Raw genomic sequence first — 20435 nt, forward strand, 5'->3', positions numbered from 1 at the left:
TCGAAAGTAACCAGTGGCTTCTGAAGATTCGTCCGCCACATCCGGCTAGCGATCAAACGGAAATGAGAGCACCCTTTGCCGTCAACATCGATTGGACGGTAACGGCATTGAGCTGATGCAGCTGGTCACCTGACTTCGCCGACAGAGCTGCAGCCACGCCTGCCGCTTCGCCGAGTACAAGAAATGTGGGTTCGACGCGCAAGGACGCCCACGCCACATGAGATGCGGAAATACAGACCGAGGAAATGATGTTGCTTGCTTCTGTGTTTTTCGGCAATAGAGCGCCATAAGGAATCTGATATCCAGTGACTGTTTCGGTTGAGGGCATCGTTCCCTCCATCACCACGTTTCCATTCCGATCGACGAAGCGTTGAACGTAATGGCAATCGATCGCGTAAGCGCCGATGGCGATGGCATCCGGCTTTCGGTTGTTGCCAAGAAGATCAGATTCGACCAGGACGACGTCGCCGATCATCCGTAGATTTTCTCGAATATATAGTTGCGACGGAAAGTTGTTGGAGGAGCCGAACTCGTCTTTAGCGAGTCCATACTTTCTGGTCTGCTCTCGCACTTGCTTCGGAATCGACGGATCGTTTGAAAGAAAGTACAGCAGATTCATGGTGTAGGCGCGATGAACGTCCGCGATGGACTTGCGACCGGCGAGATCTGCGACCGGAAAGCCCCAGCTCCCCCCCACCAGGTCTGTGTCGAAGAAGCCGCCGCCGTTCAGATCGAATTTGTGCGGGGCGACCTGAAGCGCTCGAACGCTGTACGGAACGCCGTTCGAAAAGCTTCTTGCGAGCACTTCGAACTGCGAAGCGTCGTAGTTCGGCGCCTTGCTGAACGGCACCGCATTCGAGAGATCGTCGGTAAGACACAGCCGATAGTTGAAGGCCATGATCTTGGAGTCGGCGGCGCCGATCTTCTGCGTCGGGGTCGCCGACAGACCCTCCGACTCCACCCCGGCCTCCTTCCCCGCCGGAACGGGGAACTGCGTGAAATGATAGCCGTAGCCTGCACGCTTCTCACCGAATGCCGAAGTCGCTTCTCGCCCGTACGTCATCTGCACGCCCGACTGCTGCAGCAGCAGCCCCTCGTACGACGAATCGACGAACACGTCAGCCGTCAACGTGGTTCCATCCAGCAGCACCACCCCCGTGAGCGCCAGCCCGTTTTTCACAACGTGATCGACCACCCCGGCGATTGGCTTGATCGCGTATTGGTCGAGCATCGATTGAAACGCTTGAAGGGCCACGTGTGGCTCGAAATTGTAGACCGGGCCGACCTGGCCATATATCTTGCCGACGAGACGAAAAAAAACGTCAGCGAGCCCGCCGACGAGAGCCGGGTTGGCGATGTCCGATCGACCCAGACCGTTTGTCATCATGCCACCGAGCGGGCTCTCACCGAGAACCAGTTGAACGTCGATTCCTTCCCGTGCAACGGCGACTGCTGCAGCGATGCCCGAAGGCGTACCGCCGTACACCAGTACTCGTTTCGCCCCCGGAGTCGAATTGGGCGCACACCCGGCGACAAGCGTGATCATGGCGCCGGTCAGCGTGGTCGCTCCAATCGATCTGATCAACGTTCGTCTAGATATGTCAGGCAACCGAGCTCCCCTCGTTTCTCGCTGACCCCAGCTGTGCGGTCTGGCAGCCGCCCGCTGTACGCGGCGGTGCGTTCGAGAGTACTAGTCACGATGAGCAACCGGCGCCGATCGCCTTGAAGAACGCGCCCGTCTGATAGATGTACTGGGCGGCCCAGACGCTCAGCGGCAACGGCGCGGTGTCATTCACCATCTCAAGCTGGCCCGCATAACACTGCTTGATGACGAAGCGCGCACGAGAGATATGGTAAGTCGCCGTTATCACAGTGATCTTGTTCCATCCACGCGCCTCTGAGAGGTCTGCGATGTAGTGCGCTTCGCCCTCGGTCGTGAACGGATGCGGAGTGAAACAGCGAACGAGGTATGGCGTTTCGCCAGCGCACGCCTGACGCGTCCAATCGTCGGCGGAACCGCCGGCGGGCACCGAAATGACGATTCGATCGGATAGTCCTGCATCCACCATGCTCTTGGCGATGCTCACTCTCGATTGAAGCGAAGGGCCCAAAACGAAAATGGCGTCGGTGTACTGTCGGCGATCGACCTGCGGAAAGACATAGAGGGGCAGCCCCGCGACGACGAAACTCGAGAAGAGCCCGAGCACGATACTCGCGGCGACAATGAATCGCTTTGCACTTTTGGACAAATCGCGGCTCCGGCCCCATCTGGTTTGATTGTCACCCCGTCGTGCAGTATTCTCACCAAACCCGAGCGCGGCAGTTTTGTCAACGCGCAGTCGTGGTTTCGCCACAGATACACTTCAGTCACGCTGGCTCGTCAGCCCTTGTGAAGCGAGCCTCACGTCACAACCTGCATTTTCGAACAGATTGGACTTCTCGTTGGTCGGCAAGCTGAAGGCACACTGGTGGTCTCCTCGACGTTCTCTCAAGACGTTCGGCGCCGAGATGAAGCAGCACTCGGCCGCTTGGGTCCGACTCTCGCGACCGAAATCCTCGCTTCTGTCGAACTATGGCGACGAACTGAATCACATTCTGCTGGCAGAAGTGTCTGGGCGCTCGGTCGACTGGGCTCCGCTGGGAAAAGAAGATGTCGTCGCCGTCGGTTCGATTCTGGTGCCGTATTTCACGCAAGGCGGCGTCGGACTTATTTGGGGAAGCGGCTTGAACCAGCCTTCGGTAAGCCCCGAACAAGCCGCTCGCGTATCTGAGAGGTTCTTGGCCGTTCGGGGACCGCGCACGCGCGATGCGCTCGGCCTGGCTGCGGATATCCCGCTCGGCGACCCGGGCCTCCTCGTGCGGAACTTTGGTATTCAGGCGAGTCCACGTCGCATCCCAAAACTGCTCATTCCGCATTTCACGGTATATAACTCGAATGCGGGTCGACGCAAGATGAAAGCACTCGCCTCGGCCGGATTCACCATCGCTGCCCCCAACCTTCCAGTCCGGCAGATGCTGCACCACATCGCCAGCTCTGACTTCGTCGCCAGTTCGGGGATGCACGGAATGATTCTGTCCCACGCACTCGGTCGACCGGTGCAGCTGATCTCATTCGCCGAGACGGTCGACCCCGAACCCGGTTACAAATATGGCGACTACCTGGCGTCAGTGAACCTTCACACGGAGGTCATTTCGTTTACGGAGGTGCTCGCGAACGGTAAAGCACGCGATGCGTTGATTTCTCGAGCGATCGAGAACACCGAGGCTGTCTCGGTCGCCATCGATGAGCTGAATACCGGGCTCCTCGCCGCTTCGAGAGCCTTGCGGTGAGCATCCATGCGCTTCGCTGAGAGTTTGATTTCGCGCGTTGCGATAGACTCGCCCTGTTCGGGGGACGCAGCGTCGCATCATTTGCCCACAGAGTCAAATCACCATCGCGGAGATTGACACCGATTGGAGCGCTTGTGACCAGTACTGTCATATCGAAACCTGCAACGCGCCAACTCTTTCGTTTCGACATCCAAGGCCTCCGCGCAATCGCCATCCTGCTGGTGGTCATCGATCACATGAACGTGGTCGTCTTCAGCGGCGGATTCATCGGGGTCGACGTCTTCTTCGTCATCTCAGGTTTTCTCATCACGAGCCACCTGCTGTCTCAGCTGCGTCAGACCGGCACAATCAAGTTCGCCGACTTCTATGCCCGGCGAATGCGGCGCATTCTTCCTGCATCGTTCTTCGTGCTCATCGTCACGACCATCGCAGCCTTCATTTTCATGCCACCTCTCTTGCGGGCAAGCATCGTTCAGGGCGCCATAGCCACCGCGCTGTACGTACCGAACATGCTTCTAGCCGCCCTGGGAACTGACTACCAAGCAGAGACCGCACCGTCGCCATTTCAGCACTACTGGTCGCTTGGCGTGGAGGAGCAGTTCTATCTCTTCTGGCCGATCATCCTGTTCGTCTTGTGGCGTGTTCTGCGAAAATCCCGGCGTCGTCTCGCGATAGCGGTTGCCGTGCTGGCCCTGATCTCGTTCGTTTTGTGCATTGTCGTTCTCGGCCGCTCCCAGCCCTACGTGTTCTTTTCGCTACCCACTCGGGCATGGGAGTTCGCGGTCGGCGGACTCGTGGGCATCGCGGCTTCTACGGGCCGAGTTTTCGGCAAGAATTCCGTCCTTGCGGCCGTCTTGGGCTGGGCTGGGATCGCCGTACTGATGATCACCGGTCTGATCTACACCGATACGACGCTTTATCCGGGCTTCCCGGCACTTCTGCCTGTGCTCGCGACCGCGCTCGTCATTTTTGTCGGCACGAATAAGCAGATCTTCGGCCCTGAAGCCGGGCTCAAATGGAAGCCGTTCCAATACATCGGAAAGATCTCCTACTCGCTGTATCTGTGGCACTTTCCCTTGCTCGTGATTCCGCAAGCCGCTGTCGGTCTCGATCATCCGCTACCCGTGTGGGTCAAAGTTCTGCTGATGCTGGTCGCGGTGGGGCTTGCCGACCTGACCTTCAGGTTCATTGAGGAACCGTTCCGCAAGAACAAGCGAATCACTTCGGTCCGGCCGTCGCGCACTCTCCTGGCCGGTCTCGCGGCGTCTGTACTCGTTGTGGCCCTCACCGCGGCTGCTGCTGTGCCGCTGTCGAACTTTGCGACCAGTTCGGGGCAGTCCGCGGCATCCGGCCCGCTCACCGTTCCTCCCGTATCGACAGATTACGTGCCGTCGAACATGCAGCCAACGCTTGAGGGCGCCCCCATTTCAACTTCTGAGATACATCGCGACGGCTGCCACATCGACTCGAACGACGGCACCACAGTGAATGACTGCGCATTCGGCGATCTGTCGTCGGCAACGACCGTCGTGCTCTTCGGCGACTCGCACGCAGCGCACTGGTTTGCTGGCGTTGATGCATGGGCAGACAACGCAGGAGTCCGGCTGCTCGCATACACGAAGGTCGGATGCCCGGGCATAGACGTCAGAGTCACCTCACGTAATGCGCCCTACACCGCCTGCGACACTTGGCGTGAGGGCGTCATGAAAAAGCTGGATTCGGTCGCACCGGCCCTAGTCATCTTGTCGTACTCACGCGAAGATCCCTTGGCCTCGACGGGCGACCCCGAGAGGGTCTGGTCTCAGGGCCTCACGCAGACGCGCGCAGAGCTTCCAGCCACGACCAAGATCATGGTGGTCAGCGATACCCCCGAATTCAACGAATCCGCGCCGGACTGTCTGTCTGCGAACCTTACCGACGCGCTCGCCTGTGGCGCCCCGCGTTCGAGCGCCCTCGATTCCACCTGGGCAGCCGCGCAAAAGGCCACGACCGAACGGTTGGGCGGCAGCTATCTCGATCTCAGTGACTACTTCTGCACATCGACCGAATGCGACCCAGTGATCGGAAACACACTTGTGTACCGCGACACCAGTCACATCACCGAGGTCTGGTCTGCGAAGTTCGGCAGCGTTTTCGGTGTCGAAGCAGAGAAGATTCTGCACTAGGTCACGAAACACGTCAGTCACAAGCGGCTGGTAGCATCCCCCCACACCTTGAATTCGCTCGGAACGCAGGAGCCCTTGGCACGTACAGCTTCACGCACTGCTGGCCCCGGAGACGTCGGCCACAACATGGCGGTCGCCGCGATCACAAACCTGATCGCTCCGGCAGCAGCATTCGCGAGTGCTCCGATTCTCGCCCGCGCGCTCGGTGTCGAGGCGCGAGGCGAGGTCGGCGCGGCCACCTCCCCACTGCTCCTCATGACGGCACTCGCCACGGTCGGTCTTCCTGCCGCGGTAACGGTGTTGACGGCTAAGCGACCCGAAATCGCACGCTTCGCGCTTGCTCACGCGACGCTGCTAGTTGGAGTGAGCGGAGTGATCGGCACTCTCGTCTCGATATTGCTCGCGCCGTTTCTCGCAGGTGGATCGATGGAGATCGCTCATCTCATCTCGATCACCTCACTCGCTATCGTCCCCACTCTGCTCATCGCCGTCCTGCGTGGCGCTGCGTCGGGCCATCACGAGTGGCGCCTGGTCAATCGTGAGAAGTACATCACCGCGTTCGTGCGCCTGGGCGGTGTCATCGCACTCTGGCTGGCCGGCGTACTCACGGTCGAGACATCGATCGCCGCAATCGCCCTCTCGCCCATCATCGGCGGCCTCGCGTATCTGAATATCGGCAAGCTCTCAGTGCCTCACGCAGGTGGAGTGAAGAGCCGCACGATTTCAGGAGACCTGCTGGGCTTCGGTACTCGCGTGTGGGTTGGGTCCCTTTCGGGCATCCTGCTCAGCCGCCTCGACCAGGTATTGATCATCCCGCTGTCGAACACCCAGCAGTTGGGCTACTACGTCACCGCTGTCAGCGTGGCCGAAGTTGCCTTGGTGGTGAACAATGCGGTTCGCGACGTGATCCTGGCCTCGGATGCCGCACAAGCCGACACGGCGAAACTCACCATGAGCGCCCGAGTGTCGTTTCTAGTTTCCATCATCATCGGCGCCGTACTGGTCGGTTCGATGTGGGTCTGGTTTCCCTGGCTGTTCGGCCAGGAGTTCCAGCCGGCAGTCGCTGTATCGTCGGTTCTGGTGCTCGCAGGCACGATCGGAGTTCCGGGCTCCGTCGCGGGTGCCGGACTCAGCTCTCGTGGCAGGCCAGGGCTTAGGAGTTCGGCTCTTGTCATCGCCGTGGTCATCAACGTACTGGCGCTCCTGGTTCTCGTTCCTCCGATGGGTGCAATGGGTGCGGCCATCGCGACATTGATCGGCAACATCGTGTCGGCGAATCTCAGCATCACGTTTTTCTGCCGACTGTCGAAAACGAACCCGCTCGACTTGTATCTCATCAGACCATCAGACGTGCGCGTGCTCATAGCTGTTTCGAAGCGCGTGCTCAAACGCCAGCCCAAGTAAGGTTACGCCGGGAGCCCCGACGCTGTGTCGCAGTTGCCCGGGCGAACGCCTACGTGGCGGGAAAGAGCTGGGCGTCGAGCGGCGGTATCAGCAACGTCGCGTACTGCTCGGTGAGGTGCCCATTGTCCCAGCGCTGAGGAGTCGTGCCGGCGAACGAGGGAACGTTTTCGCCGGCGGCAAACCAGTCCTGGTCGACGAAGTACTCCACGCCAGCCGCCGCGGCGGCGGCCTTGTCGCCGTCAGCATGCTGATGCCATTCGGCTTCGATCTTGAAGTCGCAGTCCGACGGCGAAGAGACGGGTGTGTCGCAGACGTTCATGTCAGCCCCGCCGGGATTCGGTTCTATCAAGATCACCCGCCGGCCATCGGCTTTGACCTTATTGAGCATGTCGACTCGTGCAGAGGTCCACGCCGTTGTCAACGCTGAACCAGTCAACGTCGTGTCTTGCAATTGCTTCATCGAGAACTGCGAGTCGAGCACGATCACCAGCGATGGGTTCAGCCTGTCTACTAAGTCGACGATGTTATCGCGACTCTTATTGCATTGGCTCGACTGCAGGTCTCCGACTTTCAGACGCACCTGCAGCGACACGAACGGGCAGGTCTCGTATGCAACGCTTCGCACGCTGTAGCCACGCGGCTCCAGCACGCCGCGGAACGCGGGAATCCACGAAACAGAGACCGAGTCGCCGATGATGACAGCCTTCTGCGGCCCGTCGCCGTCTGTGCACAGACTCTCGTCATCGAGGCTCGTCGGCTGCAGGCAGCCCAGCCTGGGATCCATCTCGGGCACTCGAGCATCTGCGAGCTGATCGATGCTCGGGTCGAGTTGCGGCCATGAATTCGTGTAAGCCGCTGCCGTTACCTCGGCCGCGAGCTGGGCTGAGGCGCTCAGTACCACAGGCGCCGCCGACGTTGTCAAAGCCGATGGCACTGGGGCGGCTTGATAAGGCTGTGTGACGTTGACCGTAGGGATGAACGCGATCGTGAAACAGGTCACTCCCAAAGCCACCACGAAGGCGAACCCGCCCCAACGGAACTGCGAACCGAATCGGGCTCGCCATTCCTGCCAATCGCGGCGACGCCTGTTCTTGTGACCTGCGTAGTAGTTCAACAGGGGCGAGAGGTGAAAGGGCTGCTCGATGAAGTAGTACGACGTTATCGAGATCGCGAGAATCGCGGCCAAGATGATCAAGTTCACAACGAAGGTCTGGTCGGGCATGAGCACTAAGGCGAAAATGATGATGGGAAAATGCCAAAGGTACAACGAGTAAGAGATGTTGCCGAGAAAGACGCTCACCCTGTTGGTGAGGGGAAAGAGGAATCGTTGGGGGCCCGCAATACCGGAGGCGATCACGAGGGCAGTAGCGACGACAGGAAAGGCCGCCCACGGAGCCGGGAACGGCAAAGTGTCGTTGATCACGAAATACGAGGCGACGATTCCGATCAGTCCGAGCCAGCCGAGTATGGTTCGAGCGATCGGCGGAACGGTCTTGAACAAAGGCGACGCTATCGCCAACAAAGCTCCGAAGCCGAGTTCCCAGGCTCTCGACAGAGTCGAGAAGTACGCCACCGTCGGGTTGGTACTCGTTTCCCACAGTGCGTAGACGAAAGAAGCGACAACAATCAGACCCATTATCGTACCGATGATCATCCGGTTGTGGTCGGGCTTTCGCAGCAGTCGAGCGGCAACGAAGAAAACCAGGAGCATCAGCCAAGGCCAGACGAGATAGAACTGTTCTTCGACCGAGAGCGACCAATAATGCTGCAACGGAGAAACCGGCCCTGTCGCCTGAAAATAGTCGGTGCCTACCGCGGCGAAATGCCAGTTCGCCATGAAGAGGAACGAGTAGACGGCATCCCATAGGGTCTGTAGTTCTCGCGACTTAGTGAAGAGGAACGAGCCCAATACGACAGTGAAAACGAGTACAGCCGTCGCCGCGGGGACGATTCGGCGAATGCGCTTTCGGTAGAAGCCGACGAACGAGATGGTGCCGACCCTCTCGTGGTCGCGCAGCAGTATGCCCGTGATCAAGAACCCAGAGATGACGAAGAAAACGTCGACCCCGCCGAAGCCACCTGAGGGCCAAGCAATTAGATGATCGAAGATGACCGCAACGACGGCGAAGGCGCGCAGACCTTGCACGTCGTTTCGGAAGCTGGCCTTCTTGACTCCGGAGCGACTCCGTCGTTCGTTACCGACAGCAGAGGGCATGATGTTCCCCATTCACGAGCGTGCTCAGAAGGCTACGAATGCTCGACGATCGTTAGTCGCTTTCTTGTCGAAGGTGTGCCGACCAGCCAAGGTGCGAGAGGCGTTCTCACCACGATCAGCGCCACAGTCCAAGGCACGACTAAAGCGAGGATAAGGGCAATTACAGAGCCGCTCGGCGGTGTACCCAAGACCCAGAGAACGATGGCATGCGTCAGAACCACCATCATGCCAACGCCTGCAAGAGAAATAATGACCTGCGAAACGCGACTGCCTAGCTTCGGTATCCACGTTTCGCCCAGCAAGACCAGCGCGATACTGATGGCGACAGCAACGAGCACGCTAAGGACAGGCGTTCCGAAGTTCGCCTGTTTCATATCCAACGGTCTGGAGACACCGGAGGCAATCAGGGCAGCGCTCGCGGCCAGCAGCGCGACCGCAGTGACCGTCGGCCGCGAGAACTGCGTTCTAGACTTTCGGAAGGCAGTGCCGAGCAAGACGAAGATCAATGCAGAGACCGCGACACCACCTGAGAGAGGTACAGCGGCGACGAGATGCGGCTCGATGTACGCCAGTGCCAGCAGCGCGAGTGCGATGACCCAGGCGCACCAGTTCGGAAGTCGCTCGATCAGCCGATAAACGAAGGCGACGATAAAGAGGGCGCTGACGAACCAGAACGCCGAAAATGGTCGACCGAGATGAGAACCACCCAAAACGATGTCCGCCAGCGAGTGCACATTCAAGAGACCCTGGGCCAGGAGCCAGGGAATATAGGCCACCGAAATGAGGATCAGCCACGTGACATAGGGCATCGCGAGAGAGCGGGACCTCTTCGAGACCTCTGTCTTGATGCTGCGGTTCTTCGTCCAGAAATACCCGGTCAGAAAAAAGAAAACCGGTACATGCCACGTGTAGATCACGTCGCGAACGATGACGTTATCTGTCCAAACGTGACCGATAATCACCGCGACTATGCCGAGGATCCGAACGGCGTCTATGCCAGCGTTACGCATTCATTTCTCCCGTTCGCTGCGACCCCACGGGCCGGAGTAGGTTACGTAATCGGGCGATCCAGGCCAAGTGCGCTGGTACGCGACATCGTTCGCTGAGGCAGCCTCGTCTGATTCTGCACCGGAAGCTCAAGAGGTTCCGCAGGGAGAATCATCTCGGGAGGCCCATCTGTGGGCATCACGTATTTGGCAGCGGCGAGCGCGGCTACCGTCCAGAGCAGCATGCCTGCCGCGGTCGGACTACCCACGGAACTGAATGTCTGAACGGTGATGACACCGACCAAGGCGGCAAGACCGGCACCCGGCAGATGCCCCCGACCAAGCCCTCTGAGAGCGACCACCGCTATCACGCCGAAATAGAGAACCGCGATGAGGATTCCGAAGTCGATGGAATACATGAGGATCGCGCTCTCGAAGCTGGTAGCCAAACCGCCGGCGCTTCCGACATCGTATGAGGCCCCCGATCCGCTCCCCCAGAAGATGTAGTCGCGCCAGATCGTCGAGAACAAATCCCAAGCGAAGTTTCGAGCGTTGGACGACCCATTGTCGTCTGCCAGTCTGCTCAGAACGTCGTTGCCCAGACCGCCGAAGAAGAAGGCAAAGACGACGATCAGAGACCCGACAGCGATTGCCATCCGGATCGGAAGCGATGCACCCTTACGAACAAGAAGATAGACGACGGAGATGGAACCGATCAAGAGGCCTGTTCGACTCTGAGAGAGGAGGATACCGGTCATCATTACCACTAGGAGCGCGAGCTGCGGCAAGCCTTTTCGCACGGATGCGATGAGCGGTATACACATAGAGAGGAATAATGCGAGCGTGAGCGGATCGTCCATGGTGCCGAGGGCGCGTAGACCACCGAATGACGCGAACCAATATTTCGTCGAATACTGTTCGACCCAGAACAACGGAGCCCCATTGATCCAACCCGCTGCAGAGATGACGACCTCAACCACCGCCATGGTGAGAAGCACGTTACGAACTGAAAGCAAGCCTTTCGAATTGCCAGCGAAGAACATGCCTAGCTGCACGAAAAAGAGAGCCGGAGCCAGCATGGTGTCGACCATGAGCGAGATTCCGCCGCTGCGGCCTGACACGGCATTGACGAGGAATGCTCCCCCGACCGCGACGAGCACGATCAGGTAGATCAGAGGTCTGCGGCCGATCTCAGCCGCGATCGATTGGGGCCGGGTCAGGAGAGTAACCCCGAACCAGACCAGAACCAACCATGACGCCGGATGCCAGCCGTGGTCCCCGGTGATCAACGTCTGAGCCACATAGGGCATCAAAATGTAGGCGACGATCGTCAACGCGATTCCGAATATCGGGCGCCTGATAGAAGCAAGCGCGACCACCACGCACACCGCGATCCAAATTAGAGTCCCCACAGCAGTACCTTATATCGCAAATCGGTCGGCCACCACCATGAGGCCATGTGCCTCGATCGGGGTACACGGCCTCCCGTAACAAGTTGTTGACATTCGACTGCTACCATCCTGAACGCCCCTCAAAACGCCCGCAAATGAGAGTCGAGTTCCATTCGATGAGAAGGTCTGCAGACAAGACTGTTCGTATCCTGGGATCGCACGGTGTGCCGGCAAACTATGGCGGCTTCGAAACGGCGGCCGAAAACGTCGCCAAGTTTCTCGTCGGGCGAGGCTGGCGTGTCGTCGTCTACTGCCAGTCCGAAGGCACTGGCCCCATCGTCAACGACACGTGGCAGGGTATCGAGAGGGTGACCATTCCGATCGATACCGATGGGTGGCTCGGAACGTCCAGATTTGACTTCATTTCTATTAAGCATGCGATGCGTTTTCGCGACATCAACCTCACTCTCGGTTACAACACGGGGGTCTTCAACATCTGGCAGCGCTTACGCGGAGTACCGAACGTCATCAACATGGACGGCATCGAGTGGTCGAGAGCGCGCTGGGGATTCGTCAAGCAGGCGATCTTGTATGTAAACGAGCGGTTTTCCGCTTTGTACGGCGATCACCTCATCGCCGACCACCCGCTGATCGAAAAGTACTTGTGGACAAGGGCGCCCAAGCGAAAAGTCAGCACCATCACCTACGGCGCCCATGAAATTGTCGACCCGAGCGCCGAAATCGTTCGCGGTTACGGACTGGAGCCGGGCCGCTACGTGACGATGATCGCACGGCCGATTCCCGAGAACAATATTCTCGAGCTCGTCAGAGCTTTCTCAGCGAAACCGCGAGGTGTGAAGCTGGCCGTGCTCGGAAACTTCAAGCGCGATGAAGATCCTTACCATGGTGAGGTTCTCGACGCCGCGAGCAAAGAAGTCGTTTTTCTCGGCGCCATCTTCGAGCCCGACAATGTTCAAGCACTGCGGTACTTCGCACGCGCCTACTTGCACGGACACACCGTCGGCGGCACGAACCCCTCGCTCGTCGAAGCGCTAGCCGCCGGCAACCCCGTCATCGCTCATGACAATGGTTACAACAGATGGGTGGCCGGTGACGCCGCACTCTACTTCAGCTCAGAAGCCGATATCGAGACGCACCTCAGCACCATCTTGTCGAACGCGCAAACGGCGACCGACATGAGCTCGGCGGCGAAGGAGCGGTTCGAGGCAGAGTTCACCTGGGAACGGATCGGCAGTCAGTACGAGGCCCTGCTCGCGCGTTATCTAAAACACCAGTCCTGAATATCGCAACGAACGAAACGGGGAGAAATCGATGATCAGAATCGGAATGGTCGGGCTCGGCAAGATGGGTTTGTCGCATTACTCGATGGTGAATGCACACCCCGACGTCGAAGTGGTCGCGGTGTGCGACTCTTCCGCTTACCTACTCGGCCTGCTCAATCGCTACACCGGGGTCGAAACCTTCAATGACATGAGCAAGATGCTGGCCCAATCGAAGCTCGACGCCGTCATCATCTCGACGCCCTCTGTGCTGCACGCGCAAATGGTCAAAACCGCTCTGGATGCCGGGGTGAATGTCTTCTGCGAAAAACCCTTCAGCCTCGACCCGAGCACGTCGCGAGACCTCACCGAGCTCGCTCGTTCGAAGAAACTTGTTACCCAGGTGGGGTACCACTACCGATTCGTCGGGGCCTTCAAGGAGGTGAAACGCCTCCTCGACAGCGGCGCGATCGGTAAAGTCAGCCACATTCTCGCTGAGGCATACGGCCCCGTCGTCTTGAAGCCGAAGGGTTCGACCTGGCGGAGCAAGAAATCCGAGGGTGGCGGAAGTCTCTACGACTACGCCGCGCATCCCATCGATCTCGTGAACTGGTATCTCGGAGTGCCGTCAGAGGTACGTGGAACGATTCTCGGTCAAGTGTTCTCGAAAGAGACGGATGACGAAGTTTTCAGCACCATGGTGTGGCCCGATCAAACCACAGCACAGCTCTCTGTAAGTTGGTCCGACCCGTCACAGCGCAAAATGTCCACAAAGATCACTGTGTTCGGCAGCAATGGACGCATCACAGCGGATCGTCAGGAGTGCCAGACCTTCCTTACCGACGCGACAGCGGCGCCAGAGGGCTACATCGAGGGCTGGAACGTGCGATACACCACAGACCTGACCGACGAGGTCTACTTCTACGTCAGAGGTGAGGAATACAGCGCTCAGCTCGACGCGTTCGTCAAACGTATCGAAGGCGGAGAGGTCGAGGGCCAGAACAGTTTTGGCAGCGCGACGGGCGCCGACGAGGTATTGGCCATGATGGTCGCCGACGCCAACCGCGACTACACCGGCATCGCGGCCGGCTCCGCGCCACAAGCCGATCGCGGTCTTTTTCGGCGTCGCACCAGAAGCTAATCACCACACTTCAAGAGGAGAGTTCTTATGGATCGGTTGCTTTTCGGCGACAATCAGTTCTTTGGCGTGAACCATATGTCCGAGGAGAAGGCTCGTGCGCAGTCCATGAAGTTCCAGGATCTGAGCGCAGTCATCGACGTGCTCGACGCGGCATACGACGAAGGCATCCACACCTTCATGTGCACAACGCACGATCGGGTCGGCGAGATCGTCGACTACATGCGAACGAAGCCCGAGCGGTATGCCGAGCAGATCTTCTACCCCGGCATGCCGTATGCACACAAGTACGCCAATGCGATGACCGAAGATGGAATGGTCGGCGCTATCAAGCGGTTTCTGCCCGACGGGGGTCTGCTCGACGCTGCGTTCAAGGGCGGGATGTCGGTGGCGAAAAAAGACATCGAGGGCATCACGACTCTGTTGATCGACGCGGAAATGAAGATGTTCCAGGGTCTGCCGACACCGGTGATCTTCTTGCAGAACGTAGTCGTGGACCTGCTGCTGGGTCTCGGTTTCAAAGATGCCTTCCGAATTTTCGCCGACCACGTGAGAAAGAAATACAACGCTGAGCCCGGATTCATCACCATGAATCTGCCGTCACTCCTTGAAGTGTTGAAAGAGGTCGGCGTCGAGAATCCGGTCGTCTGCTCCAACATCAACAAGGTCGGCTTTCGTATGTCGGGAGGTGGCGTGGCCGCCTACGAGAAGGCGCTGAACGAGTACGAATTTCAGGCCATCGCCATGTCCGTGTTCGCCTCCGGCGCGATCCCACCACGCGAAGCCATCGAATGGGTCTGCAAGCTGCCCAACCTGAAATCTATCGTGTTCGGGGCATCAAGTCGTGCGAACATCCATTCGACAAAGATCTTGGTAGACGAGTACTGGGTCGACTGATCCGGGCCATCGGCCCGGCTCAGCTATAGCTGCCTTCAGGTTGGTGAGCAGTGCGGTTTGATGAGGCGCTGTGCCACAGTCGGCGAAGAATCGGCGGCCAGCAGGAGGACGCCAGAGGCAGTGGCCCTTCTCGTCGGCATGGATTTCGGGGTACGCGATTCGAGTGTGGTCGTCGATCACGGCGTGGATGTACTCGTAGCCGACGGCGATTCTCTTGCCACGCGGGATCGGTGCGCGTCCGTGGGCCGCGTCAGCCGCCTCCGTCGGGGATCCGGCCGAGTTTCTTCACATCAACGTGAACGAGCTCTTCCGCGCGTTCCCGCTCGTGCCTGTTCAACCCGCGCGCTGTCACCAACCTCGTGGCTAAGTACAGCTAGCGGCGCAGCTAGTGCGTCAGGTGGCCGGAACGAGTGTAACGAGCAGGTACGGCCGGTTCGCGACGGTCAAGGTGCGCTTGCTGGTAATCGACACCACCAGGCTGGTTCCGACGCCTGCGTCGTCTTGAGTGAACGCGACACTACCTGATCCGCCCTGGTTGGCCTTTACATAAGAGGTGATGTCAAGCGATCTCAGGCTCGAGGTGGAGTCCACGGTGGTATATCCGATGGATGCACCCATGGTTGGTTTCGTGTTGAAAGTGACTGTCGACTCCGACCACGCCGAGGTCACCGCATTGGCCCGGATGTGCGAACTAGTGCCACCCGAGTCTGTAACACTCGCGTAGAACATCAGCTGTGCCGATTGAATGTTCTTGCCTGAGAGCGACGACAAGTCCAGGCCCATATAGGTGTACCGATCGAACGTCGGATATGCGGCCGAGTGACGGTCGAAGAGGGTAACTGCTGTCTTGAAATTCGACGCCGCCCAGTCGCCGCCCTGAACGTACGCGTCTTGCGTGGTGGCCAGCGAGAGCTTCACGCTGACGCCGGGCGCCGCCACCACGGTTGTGCAACCCGACAACTCCGACGAGCGCGGACCAGCCGCAGTAACAGTGCCGAAAACTTTGTCACCGATGTTCAGGTTGCCGTTGACTGTGAACGACGCATTGCCTGCCGAATTCGTCGTAACAGAGACAGCCCCGAGCGCTGTCCCGGAATAGCGAGAAATGGGGCAGGTAGACGCGCTCGTCGAGTACAGATCGACCGACATGCTGGTAGACGCCGGCCCCGTGACGGTACCCGTGACGGTACCCGATACGCTCGAGGTATTGGAGAGTGCCGAAGAGATGGCAGGAACAGCGAGGGTACCGTAGGCGCGCAGCGTGACAACAATGTAGGGCTTGTTCGTCGAGCGCCTCCCGTCGATCGACACCACCGAGCCTGTTCCCACACCGTTGTCGTCTTGGCTGAAGGCTAGTCTCCCCACCGACCCCTTCTTATTGCGAACATAGTCGGTGATGTCCATGCTGCGCAGTGCGGCCGTCTTGTCGACCGCCACCGTTCCGATTCGGTCGGCCGTCGTCGGCTTTGTATTGAAGGTCACGGTCGACTCCGACCACGGAGTGGTCACCGCGAAAGCTGTCAGGTGAGTATTCGTGGTCGTCGTGCTCGTATTGGTCGCCATGAAGAACACCTGCGCCGACTCGATTGATTTGTTCGCCAGCGAGCTGAGATCAAAATCCATGAAGGTTTCGCGATCATATTGAGGGTAGGCGGTGGTGTGGCTCGATAACAGAGCAACTGCCGTCTTGAAGTTACTGTCTGACGAGGTTCCTCCCTGCACGTACCCGTCTTGGCTCGAGAGCAGCGTAAGTTTCTGGCCCACCCCTGGCGCAGCGGTGACCTGAAGACACGAAGACATGTTCGACGACTTCGGCTCGGTGTCCGAGACCGCCCCGTAGACCCAATCTCCTATGGTCAGAGCACCATTAACCGTGAACGAAGCCGTTCCCGATCCGTTGGTGGTGACAGTGATGGCACCGAGCGGGCGACCGGATGCCCGGGCGACGGGACATGTCGGCGCGGTTGCTGCGGCGAGGTCGACTGTCATCTTCGTCGAAGCCGGGCCGGAGACGGTTCCGGTGATCACTCCGGGTGCCGACGGAGAGGTTGAAATGGCCGTCGAGAGCGTCGGAGCCGCGAGCGGTGCACCAGAACGCAGCCGGATTTGCATGTACGGCTTATCCGCAGATCTGCGGCTGTCGATAGAGACCACCAGTCCCTGACCAACACCACCGTCATCTTGGCTGAAGGCCAGGTCGGCTGAACCACCCACCTTCGCTCGCACATAGTCGGTAATGTCCATGGTGCGGGGTACGAGATCTTCGTCGACCGCGACGTACCCTACCCGGTCGCCCGTTGTCGGCTTCGTGTTGTAGGTGACCGTCGACTCGCTCCACGAGGAGGTGACGGCGAGAGCGTCGACATGAGAGGCCGTGGCACCACTGCTGTCGGTCACATTCGCGCCGAAGACCACAAACGCCGACTCGATCTGCTTTCCGGCGAGCGACGAGAGGTCGAAGCCCATGAGGGTGGTGCGATCGAATTGCGGGTAGGGAGTGCTGTGGCTGTCGAGGAGTTTGACTGCCGTTTTGAAATTCGAGCCAGCCCAGTTGCCGCCCTGAACGTAGGCATCCTGATTCGACATCACAACCACGTCCAGCGGGTCTTTCACGGTGATACCACGCACCGCCCACACCCACTGATTCGCCACCAAGACTTTGACGCCTAAGGTGACTACTCCAGGTTTCAGCGCGGTTACCACGCCCGACGAGTTGATCGATGCGATGGCCGAGTTAGAGCTGGTATATGACATCGGCAGCGTCGAGTTCGGCACGGTCGCACCCGTCGGATCGAGCAGTGTATAGCTCAGAGCCGTTGTATCTCCGAGATTTAGTTGGGTCGCACCGCTTGCAAGCGTTGCAGAATAGTGATTGGTCGTCGGGCTCACCGGAGTGGGCTTGTCTTGCGACATGAGTTTCACGTCGCGAATGATCGACATCTTGTTCGTCGGATCGCCGTAGACGAGTATTCGCACATACCGTCGAACGATCGGTCCCGTGCTGAAAGAAGCGTACTGATTGTCAGCAGTCTGTCTCGCTGTTCCACTAAATACAGAAGTCCAGTTCACGTTGTCGTTCGACACGCGGATGGCATACTTCGCCCCGGTAGCGCCGACATCGCCCCAATAGATCTCAGCATGCTGCACCGTCTGGGGCCTGCCGAGATCGAAGGCTATCCACTGTTCGCCCGTCACCGACCAGTTGGTGTAGAGCGAATTATCGGCAACCGCTGATACGGGGTTCGACGCAGTGTCCACGCTGGCGGTGAGACTGACCCAGGGTACGGCCCCGGGTATGAACGAGACGGTATAGGTTACAGAGCTCTTGCCTGATTCCGTGACCACGATCTTAGCTTGACCCGGGGTAGCCGGAGCCTGAGTGATGGCGACGGTAGCGCCGCTGCTCGACGCACCCGACACGGTGGGAGGAGCGCTTACAGATGAGGCCTGAACCTGGTATGCCAGCGTTCCCGGCGTGAATGTCGAAAGCGGCTTGCCATCGAGCGCGAGCGACGTCAGAGCGGAATACTGTGCGCTGGCAGTTCCCCAGTTCGCTAGTGGAGTCACAGCGGCTAACGCCGGAGTCGCTCCCCCAGTGATGGGCGTGAACTGGACGGCCAGGTTGACCGTCGAGGTGCCGCTGATTCGGATAGAGAGTTTGTTGATGCCTGTGTTCGCGCTCTGGCCGGCGACTTGGGGTGAGGTCCAGAGCGGTGCCGCGGACATCATCGAGAACGTTGCTGTACTCGGGGCGGCGATTCGCGCCAGGAGCTGCTGGCCGTTCTGGGAGAGCACAGCCGACTTTCCGTCGGCTGCGATGTTGATGTCCGCCGCTGTGTGCATGTACCACCACGTGTCGATGTTCGCTTTGCCCGACAACTCGTCTTGCACCAATACTTGCGTGCGGTTATCGAAGAGCGAAACCCCCCGCTTCCAGGAGTTGAGCGCGGTCGGGTACGACGAGGTCAGATCGGTGACCGCACTCGCCGTCGTCGCATCCGATCTCACTATCTGCACGGTCGACGAAGCCGATGGATTGCTGTCTGGCCCGCTGGTCGTCGTGCCGGGGTTCAGCACGATTCGGTTTTGGCCCTCGGCTCTCTTCTTATAAACGTTCCACCGGCCGCCGTTGGTGACATCGAAGTAACCGGGCAGTGAATAGCTGTCGGCGCCGAGGTCGACAGCCCATTGCTGCCCGAGCGCGTCGAGCGTGAACGAGCCCCCGTCGAGGTCTGAATGACCCGGAGCCTGGTCGGTTGCGGTCTTGAGCGCGACGAAGGTAGCTTGTCGTTGCGCCCACGACGATCGAAGAGTCGAAACGCCATAGTCGGCGAATGTCGCATCCAGCGGAATCGCTGGTACCGCAGGTACTGTCGTCGTGCGGACTGCCGCGTACCAGATGAGCGCCTTCGGGGTGGGGTCGACGGCGTCAGGCCCGGTCATGGCTGCAATGGCTCGCGTCCGCAGTGTCGCATCGCCGTACAGCGACTCCAGCCCGAGCAGCGGGGTGGTCATCGGTTCGTTCACCCACGCGTCTCCGAAGTTGGCGAAGTTGCCGCTCGGGCCCGAAAGGTTCAGTGCGAAGAGCCCGGTCTGCGCCAGCCCTGGGCTGGCCAAGAGCCCGTAGTCTTTTCCCGTCGACGATTCGAGCGACGATATGTATGTCGTGAGGTAATTCGACGCATATGACCAGTACGTGATGCCTTCGGTGTAGCCACCGTCTGACGAGTATTCGGTGAGACCGTTCACGATGCTCGCCCTGGCGTCGTCGAGAATCTGACCCGACATGCTCGCGCTGTCTTGGGCCAGGGCGAGAGCGGCGATGCTCAGCCCCGAGTTGCTGACGACGTTCCAGTTCGAGGTGTCCGTCGACCAGTAGTTTTGCGCCGCGTACGTTGTGAGCGCGGGGGTGAACGCCTTGGTTTCCACGGCTGCAGTCAGAGTGCTGCGTTGAGCCGACGACAGATAGCTGTACAACCAGTCGTAGCCGATGCCGAAGGCATGGGCCATTTCGGCGGTATCGAGAAAATGGGAAGGGTTCCAGTCGGGAAATGCCGCAGCGGCATTCAATTCTGTCCACAGGCGGTCTGCGTACTTCGTGTTGCCTGTGAGTTGCCACATCAGTCCGAGCGCATAGGTTCGAGTCAGAACCTGACGACTCGCCGAAAGCAAGTCTCCCGACGTGGTGTCGTACGTCGTCACCCCGAGGGGGATGATCGCGTCTGCTGAAGTCTGAATCGTCTTGTACCACGAGATGGCGGTTGCATCGGTTGTCACTGCGACCTTCAGATCGGCGACAGAGGCCGACGTGAGAAGCAACCGCGGGTGCGCGGTCGAGACGTCTGCGATGATGTTCGTCGGCGTCACGGCGACGACGGGTGCCGCTGACGCCGAAGAAACCGATTGGAACGGCGTGAGTGCCGCACCGATCGAGGCGATGAGAGCGACCATGACAACGACGGACAACGTGCGATATCTCAACGAGCCACCCCCCCTGGCTAAACGCAGTACGAGCCCATGAAGGGCTACTGCGCAAGTCCCTAAACGGGTGTCAACTAGTGACCATTATGGCCCCAATAAGGGGTACAGAATAGTCTCGCAGCAAACTTTCAGGTTGGCGGCGACACAT

The 20435-nt window shown here is 59.3% G+C and carries 12 protein-coding genes and 1 pseudogene; 6 read left to right on the plus strand and 7 right to left on the minus strand.

Annotated elements, in window-relative coordinates:
- Positions 1–52: 52 nt before the first annotated feature.
- Positions 53–1585 (minus strand): FAD-dependent oxidoreductase, encoded by a 1533-nt coding sequence (locus tag LQ955_RS12515; RefSeq protein ID WP_231024858.1) that lies wholly within the window; start codon positions 1583–1585, stop codon positions 53–55.
- A 109-nt stretch (positions 1586–1694) separates the two neighbouring features.
- On the minus strand, positions 1695–2354 hold the full coding sequence (locus LQ955_RS12520; protein ID WP_231024859.1) for a YdcF family protein: 660 nt from the start codon (positions 2352–2354) through the stop codon (positions 1695–1697).
- An 88-nt stretch (positions 2355–2442) separates the two neighbouring features.
- Here LQ955_RS12520 and LQ955_RS12525 point away from each other — a divergent pair, with 88 nt between their 5' ends.
- The 3 genes from LQ955_RS12525 to LQ955_RS12535 all read left to right on the plus strand — a co-directional run bounded on the left by LQ955_RS12525 (position 2443) and on the right by LQ955_RS12535 (position 6899).
- A complete protein-coding gene (locus tag LQ955_RS12525) occupies positions 2443–3330 on the plus strand; it encodes a polysaccharide pyruvyl transferase family protein (protein WP_231024860.1) in 888 nt (295 codons plus the stop codon).
- A gap of 134 nt (positions 3331–3464) precedes the next feature.
- Positions 3465–5495 carry an acyltransferase family protein gene (locus LQ955_RS12530; RefSeq protein WP_231024861.1) on the plus strand — a complete coding sequence of 677 codons (2031 nt, stop codon included), beginning with the start codon at positions 3465–3467 and terminating at the stop codon, positions 5493–5495.
- A 75-nt stretch (positions 5496–5570) separates the two neighbouring features.
- Positions 5571–6899 carry an oligosaccharide flippase family protein gene (locus LQ955_RS12535; RefSeq protein WP_231024862.1) on the plus strand — a complete coding sequence of 443 codons (1329 nt, stop codon included), beginning with the start codon at positions 5571–5573 and terminating at the stop codon, positions 6897–6899.
- 49 nt (positions 6900–6948) lie between these two features.
- On the opposite strand, the gene LQ955_RS12540 is transcribed toward LQ955_RS12535, so the two are convergent.
- Genes LQ955_RS12540 through LQ955_RS12550 form a run of 3 tightly spaced genes read right to left on the minus strand, consistent with a single transcriptional unit; the run spans position 6949 to position 11434 of the window.
- A complete protein-coding gene (locus tag LQ955_RS12540) occupies positions 6949–9114 on the minus strand; it encodes an acyltransferase family protein (protein WP_231024863.1) in 2166 nt (721 codons plus the stop codon).
- Between the two features lie 32 nt (positions 9115–9146).
- Positions 9147–10124, minus strand: a complete 978-nt coding sequence (locus LQ955_RS12545; protein ID WP_231024864.1) for an acyltransferase family protein — start codon at positions 10122–10124, stop codon at positions 9147–9149.
- A 41-nt stretch (positions 10125–10165) separates the two neighbouring features.
- Complete coding sequence (locus LQ955_RS12550) at positions 10166–11434, minus strand: O-antigen ligase family protein (RefSeq protein ID WP_231024865.1); 1269 nt, start codon at positions 11432–11434, stop codon at positions 10166–10168.
- Between the two features lie 161 nt (positions 11435–11595).
- Between LQ955_RS12550 and LQ955_RS12555 the strand changes: the two genes are divergently transcribed.
- The 3 genes from LQ955_RS12555 to LQ955_RS12565 all read left to right on the plus strand — a co-directional run bounded on the left by LQ955_RS12555 (position 11596) and on the right by LQ955_RS12565 (position 14806).
- Positions 11596–12792: a DUF1972 domain-containing protein gene (locus LQ955_RS12555; RefSeq protein ID WP_231024866.1), complete on the plus strand. Its 1197-nt coding sequence runs from the start codon at positions 11596–11598 to the stop codon at positions 12790–12792.
- A 31-nt stretch (positions 12793–12823) separates the two neighbouring features.
- Positions 12824–13912, plus strand: coding sequence for a Gfo/Idh/MocA family protein (locus LQ955_RS12560; protein WP_231024867.1), 1089 nt, complete (start codon positions 12824–12826; stop codon positions 13910–13912).
- Positions 13913–14017: 105 nt separating this feature from the next.
- Positions 14018–14806, plus strand: coding sequence for a hypothetical protein (locus tag LQ955_RS12565; protein WP_231024868.1), 789 nt, complete (start codon positions 14018–14020; stop codon positions 14804–14806).
- Positions 14807–14898: 92 nt separating this feature from the next.
- On the opposite strand, the pseudogene LQ955_RS12570 reads toward LQ955_RS12565, so the two are convergent.
- Positions 14899–15140 (minus strand): annotated as a pseudogene (locus LQ955_RS12570) (IS481 family transposase); the annotation flags it as partial.
- 59 nt (positions 15141–15199) lie between these two features.
- Positions 15200–20272, minus strand: a complete 5073-nt coding sequence (locus tag LQ955_RS12575) for a CBM96 family carbohydrate-binding protein (protein WP_231024869.1) — start codon at positions 20270–20272, stop codon at positions 15200–15202.
- Positions 20273–20435: the final 163 nt, after the last annotated feature.

This window comes from Subtercola endophyticus, assembly GCF_021044565.1.
In the GTDB taxonomy this organism is placed as follows: Bacteria; Actinomycetota; Actinomycetes; order Actinomycetales; family Microbacteriaceae; genus Subtercola; species Subtercola endophyticus.